14 protein-coding genes are annotated in these 15392 nt (G+C 74.1%); 2 read left to right on the plus strand and 12 right to left on the minus strand.

Features of this window, described 5'->3' with window-relative positions; translation table 11 throughout:
- Positions 1–90 precede the first annotated feature (90 nt).
- From LUW75_RS05060 to LUW75_RS05075, 4 genes are all read right to left on the minus strand, one after another.
- The gene (locus tag LUW75_RS05060; protein WP_250334551.1) at positions 91–1509 is read right to left on the minus strand and encodes a sugar porter family MFS transporter; all 1419 of its coding nucleotides are present in this window, start codon (positions 1507–1509) and stop codon (positions 91–93) included.
- A 204-nt stretch (positions 1510–1713) separates the two neighbouring features.
- Positions 1714–5283 (minus strand): chromosome segregation protein SMC, encoded by a 3570-nt coding sequence (gene smc, locus LUW75_RS05065; RefSeq protein WP_250334552.1) that lies wholly within the window; start codon positions 5281–5283, stop codon positions 1714–1716.
- A 207-nt stretch (positions 5284–5490) separates the two neighbouring features.
- A complete protein-coding gene (locus LUW75_RS05070) occupies positions 5491–5703 on the minus strand; it encodes a hypothetical protein (protein WP_010472387.1) in 213 nt (70 codons plus the stop codon).
- Between the two features lie 396 nt (positions 5704–6099).
- Positions 6100–6381, minus strand: a complete 282-nt coding sequence (locus LUW75_RS05075; protein WP_250334553.1) for an acylphosphatase — start codon at positions 6379–6381, stop codon at positions 6100–6102.
- Positions 6382–6531: 150 nt separating this feature from the next.
- Here LUW75_RS05075 and LUW75_RS05080 point away from each other — a divergent pair, with 150 nt between their 5' ends.
- Positions 6532–7452, plus strand: a complete 921-nt coding sequence (locus LUW75_RS05080; RefSeq protein WP_250334554.1) for a CAP domain-containing protein — start codon at positions 6532–6534, stop codon at positions 7450–7452.
- Positions 7453–7490: 38 nt separating this feature from the next.
- Complete coding sequence (locus LUW75_RS05085) at positions 7491–7706, plus strand: hypothetical protein (RefSeq protein WP_250334555.1); 216 nt, start codon at positions 7491–7493, stop codon at positions 7704–7706.
- A gap of 249 nt (positions 7707–7955) precedes the next feature.
- On the opposite strand, the gene mutM is transcribed toward LUW75_RS05085, so the two are convergent.
- The 8 genes from mutM to recG all read right to left on the minus strand — a co-directional run bounded on the left by mutM (position 7956) and on the right by recG (position 15338).
- Positions 7956–8825 carry a bifunctional DNA-formamidopyrimidine glycosylase/DNA-(apurinic or apyrimidinic site) lyase gene (gene mutM / locus LUW75_RS05090; RefSeq protein ID WP_250334556.1) on the minus strand — a complete coding sequence of 290 codons (870 nt, stop codon included), beginning with the start codon at positions 8823–8825 and terminating at the stop codon, positions 7956–7958.
- A gap of 121 nt (positions 8826–8946) precedes the next feature.
- The gene (gene rnc / locus LUW75_RS05095) at positions 8947–9822 is read right to left on the minus strand and encodes a ribonuclease III (protein WP_250334557.1); all 876 of its coding nucleotides are present in this window, start codon (positions 9820–9822) and stop codon (positions 8947–8949) included.
- 7 nt (positions 9823–9829) lie between these two features.
- A complete protein-coding gene (gene rpmF, locus LUW75_RS05100) occupies positions 9830–10003 on the minus strand; it encodes a 50S ribosomal protein L32 (RefSeq protein WP_250334558.1) in 174 nt (57 codons plus the stop codon).
- Between the two features lie 2 nt (positions 10004–10005).
- Entirely contained in the window at positions 10006–10611 is a 606-nt protein-coding gene (locus LUW75_RS05105) for a YceD family protein (RefSeq protein ID WP_250334559.1), read from the minus strand.
- A gap of 200 nt (positions 10612–10811) precedes the next feature.
- Positions 10812–11885 (minus strand): ATP synthase F0 subunit B, encoded by a 1074-nt coding sequence (locus LUW75_RS05110; protein ID WP_250334560.1) that lies wholly within the window; start codon positions 11883–11885, stop codon positions 10812–10814.
- 133 nt (positions 11886–12018) lie between these two features.
- Complete coding sequence (gene coaD, locus LUW75_RS05115) at positions 12019–12528, minus strand: pantetheine-phosphate adenylyltransferase (RefSeq protein WP_250334561.1); 510 nt, start codon at positions 12526–12528, stop codon at positions 12019–12021.
- On the minus strand, positions 12525–13109 hold the full coding sequence (gene rsmD / locus LUW75_RS05120; RefSeq protein ID WP_250334562.1) for a 16S rRNA (guanine(966)-N(2))-methyltransferase RsmD: 585 nt from the start codon (positions 13107–13109) through the stop codon (positions 12525–12527). The genes coaD and rsmD overlap by 4 nt, the downstream gene beginning before the upstream one ends.
- A 69-nt stretch (positions 13110–13178) precedes the next feature.
- The gene (gene recG / locus LUW75_RS05125; RefSeq protein ID WP_250337552.1) at positions 13179–15338 is read right to left on the minus strand and encodes an ATP-dependent DNA helicase RecG; all 2160 of its coding nucleotides are present in this window, start codon (positions 15336–15338) and stop codon (positions 13179–13181) included.
- Between the last annotated feature and the right edge of the window lie 54 nt (positions 15339–15392).

The raw sequence follows: 15392 nt of genomic DNA on the forward strand, positions 1-15392 counted from the left end.
GGGGGCGGAGGGGGCGGGACGGCAGGCCCGTGGGACGACCGGACGGTGGGGCGACGGGGCCGGTGGGACCGCATGGCGGCGGGGCGGCGGTCAGCCCATCTCCTCCAGCGCCTTGCCCTTGGTCTCCTTCACGCAGACGAGCACGAAGGGGAGGGAGAGCACGGCGAAGACCGTGTAGACGAGGTACGTGCCGGAGAGGTTCCAGTCGGCCAGCGACGGGAAGCTCGCGGTGATGAGCCAGTTGGCCAGCCACTGGGCGGAGGCGGCGACGCCGAGCGCGGCCGCCCGGATCCGGTTGGGGAACATCTCGCCGAGGAGAACCCACACGATCACGCCCCACGAGAGCGCGAAGAACAGGACGAAGGCGTGCGCGGCGATCAGGGCGACGACGGCCTGGGTGCCGGGGAGCCTGCCGTCCACGAGGTCGGCGGAGAACGCCCATGCCTCGAAGGCGAGGGCGAGGGCCATGCCTGCGGAGCCGACGAGGGCGAGCGGCTTGCGGCCTACCCGGTCGACCAGGACCATCGCGATCACGGTGCCGACGATGTTGATGATCGACGTGGTGAACGAGTAGAAGAACGAGCCGGACGGGTCGATGCCGACGGACTGCCACAGGGTGGCGGAGTAGTAGAAGACGACGTTGATGCCGACGAGCTGCTGGAACACCGACAGCCCGATGCCCACCCAGACGATCGGCAGGAGCGCGAAACGGCCGCCGACCAGGTCTTTGAAGGTGGACTTGCGCTCGCGGCGCATGGCCGCCTCGATCTCGGCCACGCGCGCGTCGAGGTCCACGCCTCCGCCCTCCACCTCGGCGAGCACCTCGCGGGCGCGGCCCTCGCGGCCCACGGAGATCAGGAAGCGGGGCGACTCGGGGATGGCGAGGGACAGCAGGCCGTAGAGGAGGGAGGGTACGGCCATGACGCCGAGCATCCACTGCCAGGCCTCCAGGCCGGCGATCTCGCCGCGCTGGTCGCCGTCGGCGACGTTGAGGATGGCCCAGTTGACCAGCTGGGAGACGGCGATGCCGACGACGATGGCGGCCTGCTGGAAGGCGCCGAGCCGGCCGCGGTACGCGGCGGGGGCGACCTCCGCGATGTAGGCGGGGCCGATGACGGAGGCCATGCCGATGGCGAAGCCCCCGACGACGCGCCAGAAGGCGAGGTCCCACAGCGCGAACGGCAGGGCCGAGCCGACGGCGCTGGACGTGAAGAGCACGGCGGCGATCTGCATGCAGCGGATGCGGCCGATGCGGTCGGCGATCCGGCCGGCGGTGGCGGCGCCCACGGCGCAGCCGATCAGGGCGACGGCGATGACCTGGGCGAGGGTGCCGGAACCGATGTCGTACCGGTCCCGGACGGCCTCGACCGCGCCGTTGATGACGGAGCTGTCGTAGCCAAAGAGGAAGCCGCCCATGGCGGCGGCCGCCGTGATGAAGACGACGTGGCCGAGGTGGTCGGGGCGAGCCTGCCGGGCTCCCGACGCAGGGGGTTGCGTGGCGCTGGTCAACGTGTGCTCCTGGGCCCGGCACCGCCGGGTGTGTGGGGGTCCCTTCCGGTGGTGCACGGCCTCACGGCGCCCCACCACCCGGAAGAGGGCGTTCCCTCGAACGTACTCCTTCGGGTCCCGAAGCCGGTGATGCGGGTCCCGCTTCCCGCACGCCTGCGGATCGGTCGATCGGCTTCGGGGGGCGGAGCCGGTCCCGCGAGCGCGTCAGCGGAGTCTCTGACTCACGACCTTCGACACTCCGTCGCCCTGCATCGACACCCCGTAGAGCGCGTCCGCCACCTCCATCGTCCGCTTCTGGTGGGTGATGACGATCAGCTGCGAGCTCTCCCGGAGCTCCTGCATGATCCGGATGAGCCGCTGGAGGTTGGTGTCGTCGAGCGCGGCCTCCACCTCGTCCATCACGTAGAAGGGGCTGGGCCGCGCCCTGAAGATGGAGACGAGCACGGCGACGGCCGTCAGCGACCGCTCGCCGCCGGACAGCAGCGACAACCGCTTGACCCTCTTGCCGGGCGGCCGTGCCTCGACGTCCACCCCCGTGGCCAGCATGTCGCCCGGGTCGGTCAGCACCAGCCGTCCCTCGCCGCCCGGGAACAGCCGCGAGAAGACGCCCTCGAACTCGCGTGCCGTGTCCCGGAACGCCTCGGTGAAGACCTGCTCGACCCGCTCGTCGACCTCCCTGACCACGCGGAGGAGGTCCGCGCGGGTCTTCCTGAGGTCGTCCAGCTGCTCGGAGAGGAACCCGTGCCGTTCCTCCAGCGCCGCGAACTCCTCCAGGGCGAGCGGGTTCACCTTCCCGAGCTGCTGGTACGCCCGCTCGGCCGCCCTCAGCCGCTTCTCCTGCTCGGCGCGGACGAAGGGCCTGCCCGGCGCGCCGTCGGCGTCCTCGGAGGGTTCCCCGCCGTCGGCGGGCGGCGGGGGCGGTACGGGCTGGTCGGGCCCGTACTCGGCGACGAGCACCGCGGGCCCCACGCCCAGCTCCTCCAGTGCGCGGCTTTCCAGCTGCTCGATGCGCAGCCGCTTCTCGGCGCCGAGGACCTCCCCGCGGTGCACCGAGTCGGTCAGCTTGTCCAGCTCCTCCTTGAGATCGCGGCCCCGGGCCCGGGCCGCGGCCAGGTCCTGTTCGCGGGCGGACCGGGCGGTCTCGGCCGCGGACCGCTCCCGCTCGGCGCGCACGAGGGACGCCTCGATGTGCGCGAGCAGCCGGCGGGCACCGGAGGCGACGGCGGCGGCGACCTCCGCCTCCTGGCGCAGCCGGGCGCGGCGCCGCTCGGCGCGGACGCGGACCTCGCGCTCGGCGCGGGCCGCGCGGTCGAGGGAGTCGGCCCGGCCGGCGAGGGCCTTGGCGCGCTCCTCGTGGGTGCGCAGCTGGAGGCGGGCCTCCAGTTCGGTCTGACGGGCGTCGGCGCCCTCGGCGGCCAGCCGGTCCCGTACGGAGGCGTCGGGCTCCTCCTCGGCGGGGGCCTCCTCGGCCACGGCCAGCCGTTCGGCCAGCTCCGCGGCCTCCTCCGCGGCCCGGTCGAGGGCCTCCCGGGCGCGCACCGCGGCCGCGGCGGCCCGTTCGGCCTCGCCTGCCGCGCCCCTGGCCTGCCCGGCGAGCCGCCCGAGCCGCTGGGCGACGGCCGACTTCTCCCGGTCGGCGGCCCGGCGCCGCTCCCCCAGCTCCTCGACCCGGTCGGCGCACGCCCGGCGGTGTCCGGCGGCCCGTTCCTGCCGTTCGGCGAGCTCCTCGCACCGTACGGCCAGCGCGTCCAGCTCGGCGGCGGCCTCGTCCACGGAGGCCCGGACCTCCAGGAGGCTGGGTGCGCCGGAGGAGCCGCCGTACGCGAAGTGGGCGGCCAGCAGGTCGCCGTCGGCGGTGACGGCGGTGGTCCCGGGCCGGGCGCGCACCAGGTCCTCGGCGTCCTCCAACGTGGCGACCACCACGACGTCCCGCAACAGGCGCCGCACGGCCGGCATCAGGTCCTCCGGGCCGTGCACCAGGTCGACGGCGTACCCGGCGCCCTCCGGAAGGGCGGGACGCTCCGCGTCCGGCGGGCCGGACGGGCCGGGTGCGGGCGGGCCGGCGACGAGGAGGGCGGCGCGGCCGGCGTCCTGCTTGCGCAGCAGCCGGATCGCCTCCGCGGCGGCCGCCGGGCCGTTCACGGCGAGGGCGTCGGCGGCGGCGCCGAGGGCGGCGGCGAGCGGGACCTCCCGGCCCGGGGTGACGGTGAGCAGTTCGGCGGCGGGGCCGAGGAGGCCGGTGAGGCGCCCCGCCTCGTCGAGGAGGGTGCCGGTGCCGTCCTTGCGGCGCAGGCCGAGGGCGAGGGCGTCGTGCCGGGCGCGGGTGGCGGCACGGCGGCGTTCGGCGTCGGTGGCGGCTTCGCGGGCGGTGGCGAGTTCGGCGTCGGCGCCGGCCAGTTCGCGTCTGGCGGCCTCGTGGGCGGCGGCGAGTTCGGCGTCGGCGGCGTCGAGGCCGTCGACCTCGGCCCGGAGCCGTTCGTACTCCTCCCCGGCGGCGGCGGCGCGTTCCCGCGCCTCGTCGCGGGCGGCGGCCAGGCGGTCGGCCTCGTCGCGGGCGGCGGCGGCACGGGAGCGGGCGGCACCCACCCGGCCGGTCAGCCGGGCGAGCCCCTCGCGGCGGTCGGCGGCGGCGCGGGCGGCGTCCTTGAGGCGGCGCTCCTCGGCGGCGAGCGCCCGTTCCAGTTCGGCGCGGCGGGCGACGGTGTCCTCCAGTGCCCGTTCGGCCGCCTCCCGGGCGGCCTGGAGCTCCGCCTCCTGCTCCCGCACGCGGGCCGCCTCGCGCTCCAGGTCCTCGGGGTCGCGGCCGCGGGGCTCCTCGGCGGGCCGGGCGGTGGCGCTCTTGACGCGGGCGTCGGCCAGGGAGACGGTGCCGCGCACCCGCTCGGCGAGCCGCGACAGCTCGTACCAGGTGTGCTGGGCGCGCTGGAGGCGGGCAGCGAGGCACCGCACCTCCTCCTCCAGGGCGCTCTCGCGGGCGAGGGCCGCCCCCAGCTCGGCCTCGGCGTGCTCCTTGCGCTCCTTGAGCGCGGCCTCGTCGGCGAGCTCGGCGTCCAGGGCCTCGCGGAGGCGTACGAGGTCGTCGGCGAGGAGCCGCAGCCTCGCGTCCCGCAGCTCGGCCTGGATGACGGCGGCACGCCGGGCGACGGCGGCCTGCCTGCCGAGGGGCTTGAGCCGACGCCGCAACTCGTCGGTGAGGTCCTGGACCCGCGCCAGGTTGGCCTGCATGGCGTCGAGCTTCCGCAGCGCCTTCTCCTTGCGCTTGCGGTGCTTGAGGACGCCTGCGGCCTCCTCGATGAAGGCCCGGCGCCCCATCGGGTCGGCGTGGAGGACGGCGTCGAGCCGGCCCTGGCCGACGATGACGTGCATCTCGCGGCCGATTCCGGAGTCGCTGAGGAGTTCCTGGACGTCCAGGAGGCGGCAGGTGTCGCCGTTGATCTGATATTCGCTGCCGCCGTTGCGGAACATGGTCCGCGTAATGGTGACCTCCGCGTAGTCGATCGGAAGGGCACCGTCGGAATTGTCGATCGTGAGGGACACCTCGGCCCGTCCGAGGGGCGGCCGGCCGGTCGTCCCGGCGAAGATGACGTCTTCCATCTTGCCGCCCCGCAGGGATTTCGCCCCCTGCTCGCCCATGACCCAGGAGAGGGCGTCGGCGACATTGGACTTTCCGGAGCCGTTGGGGCCGACGACGCAGGTGATGCCCGGTTCGAACCGCAGGGTGGTGGCGGAGGCGAACGACTTGAATCCGCGGAGGGTCAGGGCCTTGAGGTGCACGCTCCCGGACTCTACCGGGCGGGTTTCGTTTGGCCCGTGAACCAGGAGGGCAGATCAGTCGGTAAGTGCGGCGCCCGCGGTCGACGGCGCGCCGGCGGACGCAGGGCGAAAAGAAAGAAGGGACGCCGAAGCGTCCCTTGCATATCTGTTCGCGAGAGTGTTTCTCACCGTCCCGCGGATCCGAGTGGCGCGGGTTCCCCGGCGGGGTCAGGTGAGCGCAGGCTCGCCCTTGGGTACGTCGATGTCGATGCCGTCGAGCAGCGGCTCGCGGTGAGCGGCGGCAGCGGCGAGCGCGTCCTTCTCGGACTGGATCCGGACCAGCTCGGACTCCAGGTCCTGGACGCGCTGCTGAAGCCGTCGCATCTCGGCGAGCAGTCGCGGGTCGGTACCGCCGACATAACCGAGAAGCGCCTTTGCCATGATGGATGGTCCTCCACACTGAGTGACCGACCGAAGCGGTGTGGGTCGTGAGGGATTCGCACCTGCGGTGCCCGGTGGCGGGTATGCCGCTGCGGTTCTTGCCACCGAACAGCCGAGGTGCGCGGGGCTTCCAGAATCTCACCAAAAAGTTTGACGGTCAACACGATCACGCCCCCGATCGACGGGCGGCCGGGGGCGACACTGCCGCTGGACATGCGGCGGCGCCTCGCACGGCACCCGGAAGGGCGTGGGGATCATCCTTGCGCGCCGGGGCCGCCACCACAACCCTTTCTCGGCAATCACCTGGTCATTTCCGTGCCGGCAGGTGCCGTGGACGGTCGGCGACGAGGCCCCGGACACCCCGTGCGCATACCGGGGCGGGAGGCGCGCGCCCTTTCAGCGGACCTCGAATCCCCCATACCCGCCGCGCGGCGTGTCCCAGATCTCCGTGACCCCCTCGACGCGTCCGGGTGTGTCGCCGGAGCGCAGCCAGTCCAGAAGACGGTGGCAATTCTCACGCCGGCCTTCGGCCACGACCTGGACGCGGCCGTCGTCGAGGTTCAGGGCGAAGCCGGTGAGACCGCCGATCTCCAGGGCGTTCGCCCTGGTGAACCAGCGGAATCCCACTCCCTGTACCCGTCCGCGTACCCATGCCGTGAGCCGTGCCTCGTCGTCCATGGCTGCACGCTAACCGGCCGATTATTCCGGCGACGCTTCACCCCGGCGTGTCATGGCGTACAGTCCCCGTCCAATGAGCCTCACTCGTTCGGGTGTATTTCAGCGGTTCGGGCTCACGACCGACAGACAGCAGTGCAGGAGGCAGAGCAGATGGGACGCCATCGGCGCTCCGGCGCCGCACCCGCCGCCGACGCGTACGCGGCCGGCGCCGCCGGTGAGCCCCGCGGACACCGGGGGACACGGCGGAGGAAGCGGACGCTGCCCCTCCGCGGAGGGTTGCTCGGTGCTTCGGCCGCCGTGGCGGTGGGCGTCGCCGCGGTGACGTCGGGGATCCTGCCCGGCGGTGGGACGTTCGTGGTCAGCGGCGACGTTCCGCAGGAACGGACACGTCCCGGCGGTGTGTCGGAGCTGGACGCCCAGGGCCGCGCCCACGCCGTACCGGACACCGGGGCACCGGTCTCCCCGGGACCGGCGGCCGTACCGAGCGCGACGCCGTCTCCGGCGGCCTCCTCGAAGCCCCCGTCGGGGACGCCCTCCCCCGAGCCGTCCGCCCCGTCGTCCTCGCCGGCGCGGACCGGGACGGCGTCCCCGGCGCCCGTGCGGACGTGGACGCCCTCGGTCCCGTCCCGCACGGAGGTGCCCGCGCCGGACGGGAGCACCACCCCGCCCCCCTCGCGGACGGCGACGAGCCGGGCCGTCGCGATGGAGGCCGCTGTCCTCGACCTGGTCAACCGGGAGCGCGCCGCGGTGGGCTGCAGCCCGGTCCGCGCCTCGACGGAGCTGGGTGACCTGGCGCGGGCGTTCAGCCAGGACATGGCGGAACGGGACTTCTTCTCCCACACGGACCCGGACGGCGACGGTCCCTGGGAGCGCGCCGCGCAGGCGGGCGTCGAGGGTCTGGGCGGCGAGAACATCGCCCGCGGCCAAGCCGACGCGCAGGCCGTGATGGACTCCTGGATGAACAGCGACGGACACCGCGCGAACATCCTGAACTGCGACTTCAAGCGCCTGGGAGTCGGCGTCCACATCGCCGGCGGCGGCCCGTGGTGGACCCAGGACTTCGGCTTCTGAACTGGTGGGGGGCGGCCCCCGGCTGCCAGGATCGATCCGTGAGCAAGTCTTCGAGAGTCACGGGACCGGGCAGGACCCTCGACTGGGCGGGACTGGTCCCGTCCGGCCTCCTGCTGGCGACCGGAATCAGGGACTACCGCGACGGCGGGTCCGTGGGGTGGCCGATCGGCGGGGCGCTGCTCGTCCTGATCAGCCTCTGGGTGGTGTACCGCGGGAGGGCCCGCCGGGCCCGTGACTCCGCCACTCCCCGATAGGCGTACGGCAGCGCCGTGCGCGCCGCTCCGGCCCGCAGCCGTCGCTCCGCCCCGGGACGCCTCGCGGCGGCCGCGGTACGGCCGTCGGCGGCCGGTTCCGCCGGAGCCGCGGGCCACGGACCGAGCGGCGGGCGGCGGGCAGGCGTAGGGCCGTACGCCGCTCGCGAGGGTGGCACATCACTCGCACACCGGACGGCGGACGGCGCTGTGCGGTCGCGCGGCGCTCGCGCGCCGGGCGGGGCGGGCGCCTCAAACGCCGGGCGCCGCCGGCCGGGGCGGGCGCTGGCAGCGCGGGCAGAAGTAGCTGGACCGGTTCATCCACGGGCGGCGGCGCAGCGCGGTGCCGCAGCGCCGGCAGGGCTCGCCCTCGCGCCCGTACGCGTCGAGCGACCGGTCGAAGTAACCGGATTCGCCGTTCACGTTGACGTACAGACTGTCGAAGCTGGTCCCGCCGGCCGCGAGGGCGGCGTTCATCACGTCCCGGACGTGGCCGAGCAGCTCGTACGAGCGGGGGCGGGTGAGCAGCGCGGTGGGACGGTCGTAGTGGAGGCGGGAGCGCCACAGCGCCTCGTCCGCGTAGATGTTGCCGACGCCGCTGATCAGGCTCTGGTCGAGCAGGGCGCGCTTGACGGTGGTGCGGCGCAGCCGCAGCGCCGTGTGGAAGGCGGCGGCGTCGAACGCCGGGTCCAGCGGGTCGCGGGCGATGTGCGCGATGGCGTCCGGCAGGCCGTCGGGGGTGTTGTCGTGGAGGGAGAGCCCGCCGAAGGTGCGCTGGTCGACGAAGCGCAGCTCGGTGCCGAGCGGGTCGTCGAAGCGTATGCGGACGCGCAGGTGCCTCTCGTCGAGGGCGGTCTCGGGCTGGACGAGGAGCTGGCCGCTCATGCCGAGGTGGCCGAGGACGGAGGCTTCCGTGCCGTCGAGCGGCAGCCACAGGTACTTGCCGCGCCGTCGAGCGACGCCGAAGCGGTGCCCGGTGAGGCGCGCCGCGAAGTCGGGCCCGCCTCCGAGGTGTCGCCGCACGGCACGCGGGTGCAGCACCTCGACGGCGGCGACGGTGCGTCCGCTCACCCAGCGTTCGAGACCCCGCCGGACGACTTCGACCTCGGGTAGCTCGGGCACGGCACTCCTCGGATGAGGGACGGTGGGGCGGGTGGCGTGGACGTGCCTCCGGCGGCCGGCCCGAGCGGGCGGCCGCCGGAGGCGCGGCGGATCGGGGCCCGGCGGGCCGGGCCCCGGAGCGTCAGGCCGTCATCGAGTCGGCCGTCGCCGGTCCGGACGCGGGCTCCCCGGCGGGGAGGTCCTCGACCGGGGGCTCCTCGGCCCGCGGCGCCGCGGCCGCGTCGGCCTCCTCCGCCGCCGCCTCGCGTTCGTCGGCGGCCGCGCGGATGGCGCGCCACGCGGACTCCGCCGCCTGCTGCTCCGCTTCCTTCTTGCTGCGGCCGGTGCCGGTGCCGTACGAGACACCACCGACGCGGGCGGCAGCAGTGAAGGTCTTCTCGTGGTCCGGACCCGTCTCGGTGACGAGGTACTCCGGCACCCCGAGGCCCTCGGCCGCGGTGAGTTCCTGAAGGCTGGTCTTCCAGTCCAGGCCCGCACCGAGGTTCGAGGACTTCTCGATCAGCGGGTCGAAGAGCCGGTGGACCAGCTCGGACGCCGCGTCGAGACCCTGGTCGAGATAGACCGCGCCGATCACCGCTTCGAGGGTGTCGGCGAGGATGGACGCCTTGTCCCGGCCGCCCGTGCCCTCCTCGCCCCGGCCGAGCCGGATGAAGGAGCCCAGGTCGAGCCCGCGGCCGACCTCCGCCAGCGCACGCGAGTTGACCACCGCGGCCCGCAGTTTGGCCAGCTGGCCTTCGGGCAGGTCGGGGTGGGTGCGGTACAGCGTGTCCGTGACCACCAGGCCGAGCACGGAGTCCCCGAGGAACTCCAGCCGCTCGTTGGTGGGCAGGCCGCCGTTCTCGTACGCGTACGAACGGTGGGTCAGCGCACGCACCAGAAGGGCGGACTCGACCTGGTAACCGAGCCGCCCTTCCAGAAGCGTGTGGGACGAGGCCGTGTTCTCCGCCTGCTTCTTGGCGTCATCCGCCGTTTCGTGGCTGGACACGGTGCCTCTCACCAGCCGCTCAGACCGCGAGGACCTGGCGCTTGTTGTACGTGCCGCAGCTGGGGCACGCGATGTGCTGCCGCTTCGGCTCCTGGCAACGCTCGCACGAAACCAGGGTGGGGACCGCAGCCTTCCACTGCGACCGGCGGTGGCGCGTGTTGCTGCGCGACATCTTCCGCTTCGGAACAGCCACGGCTACTTCTCCTGCTTCTCGTCGACGCCCGGTTCGGCGCCGCTCATGTCGTCCTTCTCGTCGGTCCCGAGTGAACCGGCGAGTCCCTGCAGTGCCGCCCAACGGATGTCGACGGCGTCGTGGTGGTGGTCCGGGTCGTCGTTCAGGTCGGCCCCGCACTCGGGGCACAGTCCCGCACAGTCCTCCCGGCACACCGGCTGCATCGGCAGTGCGAGCACCACCGCGTCACGCAGCACGGGTTCGAGGTCGAACATGCCGTCCTCGAGGGGGGTGACGTCCTCGTCGTCCTCGGCATCGTCGTCCGCGGCCGCCCTGCGGTGGCCCCGGTCGTCGGTGTCGGGGTACGAGAACATCTCCTGGAAGTCCGCCGCGACATCCTGGCGCAGCGGCTCCAGACACCTTACGCACTCCCCCTCGGCCGACGCACGGGCGGTGCCCGTGACGAGCACCCCCTCCATGACCGACTCGAGGCGGAGTTCGAGCTCGACGGGCGAGCCCTGCGGTACGCCGACGACCCCGTCGATGCCGAGGTCGGCGGGGGCCGCCACCTCGCGGGTGAGCCGCTGGAGGGCACCGGGACGCCGCCCCAGCTCGTGCGTGTCGAACACGAGGGGGTTGCGGTGGTCGAGGCGCGTGCTCAGGGCTCTTCCTGCCTTCGGGATCGGGGGTGGGCCGTCCGCGCCGTGTGCGGCGAAGCGGGCAGCCTGGACCGCGGACGTACCCGCGACCGAACAGCCAGGATACTGGACGCTCCGCCCAGGACCCAATCCGGCCGGTCGCGCGAGGGCCGCCGCGGGGCCCGCGGGGGTCAGTGCCCCTGGCCGTGGCCCTGCTCGTAACGGCGCAGCTGCTCCAGGTCGATCATGCTCGTGTCGAAGAAACTGGTCTCGTCGAGCGCCGCCGCCTGCTGGTGCGGCACCTGCGGGGCGCGGGGGGCCTCCTGGGGCTGCTGGTAGGCGTACGGGTCGGGCTGGGCCCCGTAGCCCTGGGTGTAGCCGCCCTGGTCGTAGGCCTGCTGGTGGTAGGCGTAGGGGTCCTGCCGGTAGGCGTAGGCGTCCTGGGGCTGCTGCGCCGGGTAGCCGTACGGGTCCGGCTGGTGCGCGGGCGGGGGCGGGGCCTGCGCGGGGACGGCCGCGGCGGCGGGCCGGGGCTCGGCGGACTCGGCGAGGCCCGCCAGGTAGTCGGCGTCGCTGGTGTGCGGCTGCTGCGGACCCGCGGCGTCCTGGGCGGCCATGTGCTCGCCGAGTGCGTCCGCGGTGGTGCGCCCGTGGAGCTTCTGGCGCCCGCGGCCCACGGCCTCCAGGGTCTTGCCGAGGACCGCCTCGAAGGCGCTCAGCTTGGCGTCCACGTACTCGTCGGCGCGCTGGACGAGGGTCTGCGGGTCGGGGCTGTACTCGGGGGCGTCCTCGTCGGCGTACCCCTGCTCGTCGAGGCCCGGGCCGCGGCCGAGGAGCTTCTCGCGGCCCCGGTCGACGGAACCGATGGTCTTGGTGAGGACGACCTCGAAGTTGGCCAGCTTGGAGTCGACGTAGTCGTCGGCCTCGGCGCGGATCTCCTCGGCCTCCCGGCGGGCCTCCCGCAGGATCCGGTCGGCCTCCTCCCGGGACTGGCGGGCGACCTGGCTGTCGGAGACCAGCGAGCCGCGTTCGGCGTGGGCGGCCGCGATGATCCGCTCGGCCTCCCGGCGGGCCTCCTCGACCATCTGCTCGCGTCCGCCGATCAGCTCCCGCGCCTGGGCGAGGGAGCCCGGGAGGGCCCGGCGGACCTCTTCGAGCATCGCGAGCAGTTCGGCGCGGTTCACCACGCAGGAGGCCGACATGGGCATGGAGCGGGCGCTCCCGACCGCCTCGACGATCTCGTCGAGTTTCTTCTGCACGTCCACCGTGTGCTCGCCACTCTCTACAACCGGATGGGAAGACGGACGGGACGACTGTACGGCCAGTCCGGCCCCGTCCGACACCGGTCCTCCGGGCCCGGTCCCGATCGCTCCGGGGTCCCGCCGGGCCGCCGGGCGGTCACTTCTCGCGGAGCCGCGCCACCAGCGCCTCGTGCACGGCCGGCGGCAGCAGGTGCGAGACGTCGCCGCCCCACGCCGCGACCTCCTTGACCAGCGAGGAGGAGAGGAAGCTGTACGTGGGGTTGGTCGGCACGAACAGCGTCTCGACCCCCGTGAGGCCGTTGTTCATCTGGGCCATCTGGAGCTCGTAGTCGAAGTCGCTGACCGCGCGCAGGCCCTTCACGATGGCCGGGACGCCGCGCTCGCGGCAGAAGTCGACGAGGAGGCCGTGGTGCGACTCGACCACGACGTTGTCGTACTCGGCGGTGACCCGGCGGATGAGGTCCATCCGCTCCTCGACGGTGAACAGGCCGCTCTTGGACTTGTTGATCATCACGGCCACGTGCACGACGTCGTACAGCCTGGAGGCGCGGGCGATGATGTCGAGGTGTCCGTTGGTGATGGGGTCGAACGACCCCGGACAGACTGCTCGGCGCAACTGAAGTCCCTCGCTCTCCGGTCCGGTCATGGTGCCCCTCCGCACGCGGAGGCGGCGCGACCGTACCAAAACGTTCCCTCGCCGTAGCGACGGGACCGCAGCGGTTCGAACCCCTCCGGCCAGCCGAATTCCCCGCCCCTGGTGCTGCGCTCCACGGTGACGAGGGCGTCCGCCGCGAGCCAGCCCCGGGTCCGGAGTGTGAGGAGTATCTCGCGGAGATCGTCGTCGGAGACGGCGTACGGCGGGTCCAGGAAGACCGCGTCGTACGGCTCGGCGGGCGCGGGTCCGGCGACGGCCTGCTCCGCCCTGCCGGTGCGGACCTCGGCGCCGGGCAGGCCGAGCGCGCGGACGTTCTCGCGGACCGTGCGGGCGGCACGGGCGTCGGCCTCCACGAGCAGGGCGTGCGCGGCGCCCCGCGAGAGGGCTTCCAGGCCGACCGCGCCGGACCCCGCGTACAGGTCGGCGACGCGGATGCCGTCGAGCGTGCCCAGGAGTGCCTGCCAGGTGGAGAACAGGCCTTCGCGCGCCCGGTCCGAGGTGGGGCGGGTGCCGTTGCCCGGCGGCACGGCCAGGCGGCGTCCGCCGGCCGCCCCGGCGATCACGCGGGTCATGTCAGTCCTTGTCGGTCGTTCACGGGCCTGCCTCGGCTCCACGATATGGCCGGCGCGCCCGGGGGCGCGTCATCCCTTCTCCAGGTACCGCTCGCGCTCCGCGTCCAGCAGCGCGTCGAGGGCGGTGCGCAGCTCCGGGTGGCGCTCCAGGTCGGGGTCGGCGGCGACGAGGGCGGTGGCCTCGGCGCGGGCGGCGGCGATGACCTCCTCGTCCTCGACGACGGTGAGCACGCGCAGGGAGGAGCGGACGCCGGACTGGGCCTGGCCGAGGACGTCGCCCTCGCGGCGCTGTTCGAGGTCGATGCGGGAGAGCTCGAAGCCGTCCAGCGTGGCGGCGACGGCGGCCAGCCGCCGCCGGGCGGGGGCGGCCTCGGGCACGTCGGTCACGAGGAGGCACAGGCCGGGGGCGGAGCCGCGGCCGACGCGGCCGCGCAGCTGGTGCAGCTGGGAGACGCCGAACCGGTCCGCGTCCATGATCACCATGGCGGTGGCGTTGGGGACGTTGACGCCGACCTCGACGACGGTGGTCGCGACGAGCACGTCGGTCTCGCCCGCGGCGAAGCGGCGCATGACGGCGTCCTTGTCGTCGGGGTGCATCCTGCCGTGCAGGACCTCCACGCGCAGGCCCGCCAGGGGGCCCTCGGCGAGCTGCCCGGCCACCTCGGTGACGGCGAGCGGCGGCCGCTTCCCGGCGTCCTCCGCGGCCTCGGCGCTCCCCGTCTTCTCCGCGGCCCTCGCGGCGGACCCGGCGCCGCCCTGCTCGTCCTGGTCGTCGCCGATGCGCGGGCACACGACGTACGCCTGGTGGCCGTCCCCCACCTCCTCGCGGACGCGCTCCCAGGCGCGGGCGAGGAAGTGCGGCTTGTCCCGGGCGGGCACGACGTGGGTGGCGATCGGCGAGCGGCCGGCCGGGAGCTGGTCGAGGACGGAGGTCTCCAGGTCGCCGAAGACGGTCATGGCGACCGTGCGCGGGATGGGTGTGGCGGTCATGACCAGCAGGTGGGGCGGGTGACTGCCCTTGCCGCGCAGGGCGTCGCGCTGCTCGACGCCGAAGCGGTGCTGCTCGTCGACGACGACGAGGCCGAGGTCGTGGAACCGGACCCTGTCCTCGATCAGCGCGTGCGTGCCGACGACGATGCCGGCCTCGCCCGTGGCGAGGTCGAGGAGCGCCCGGCGGCGGGCGGCGGCGCCCATGGAGCCGGTGAGCAGGACGACCCTGGTGGCGTGCTCGGCGCCGCCGAGCATCCCGCCCTGGGCCAGGTCGCCCATCATCTCGGTGATCGAGCGGTGGTGCTGCTGGGCGAGGACCTCGGTCGGGGCGAGCATGGCGGCCTGCCCTCCCGCGTCGACGACGGCGAGCATGGCGCGCAGGGCGACCATCGTCTTCCCGCTGCCCACCTCGCCCTGGAGGAGGCGGTGCATGGGGTGGTCGGTGGCGAGGTCGTCGAAGATCTCCTTGGAGACCGCGCGCTGGCCGTCGGTGAGGGTGAACGGCAGGCGCTCGTCGAAGGCGTCGAGGATGCCGCCGGGGACGGGCACGCGGGGGACGGCGGGCAGCTGCGCGTCGGCGTACCGGCGGCGGGCGAGGGCGACCTGGAGGACGAACGCCTCGTCCCACTTGAGCCGTTCGCGGGCGTCGGCGACGTCCGCCCCGGTCCGCGGGCGGTGGATCCCGCGGAGGGCGTCGGGCAGGTCGGCGAGGCCCCGGCCCTCGCGCAGGGCGGGGGGCAGCGGGTCGACGGCCTCGTGGACGCGCGGCAGGACCGCGTCGACGGCCTTGGCGATCTTCCAGGACTCCAGTTTCGTGGTGGCCGGGTAGATCGGGATGAGGGCGCCGGCCCAGGCGTCCACGGCCTCGCCGCCGTCCCCGTGCAGGAGTGCGTAGGCCGGGTGGGCGAGCTGGAGCCGGCGGTTGAAGAGGGAGACCTTGCCGGCGAACATCGCGCGGGTGCCCGGCAGGAGTTCCTTGTGCGGCTTGTGGACCCCCTTGCCGAAGAAGACCAGCCGCAACCGCCCGGTGCCGTCGGTGATGGTCACCTCCAGCCGCTGGCCGCGCCCCCGGGAACCGCTGTACGTGTGCAGGCGCGCGTCGGCGACCTGCGCGACGACCGTGACGTGCTCGTCCAGCGGCAGGTCGGACATCGCGGTCAGCTCGCCCCGCTCGGCGTACCGGCGCGGGTAGTGGTGCAGGAGGTCCCCGACGGTGTGCAGGTCGAGGTCCTCGGCCATCACCTTGGCGGTGGCCGGCCCGAGGACCTTCCTCAGGGGTTCGCTCAGCACGGC

Origin of the sequence: Streptomyces sp. MRC013 (assembly GCF_023614235.1) — a bacterium.
GTDB lineage: Bacteria > Actinomycetota > Actinomycetes > Streptomycetales > Streptomycetaceae > Streptomyces.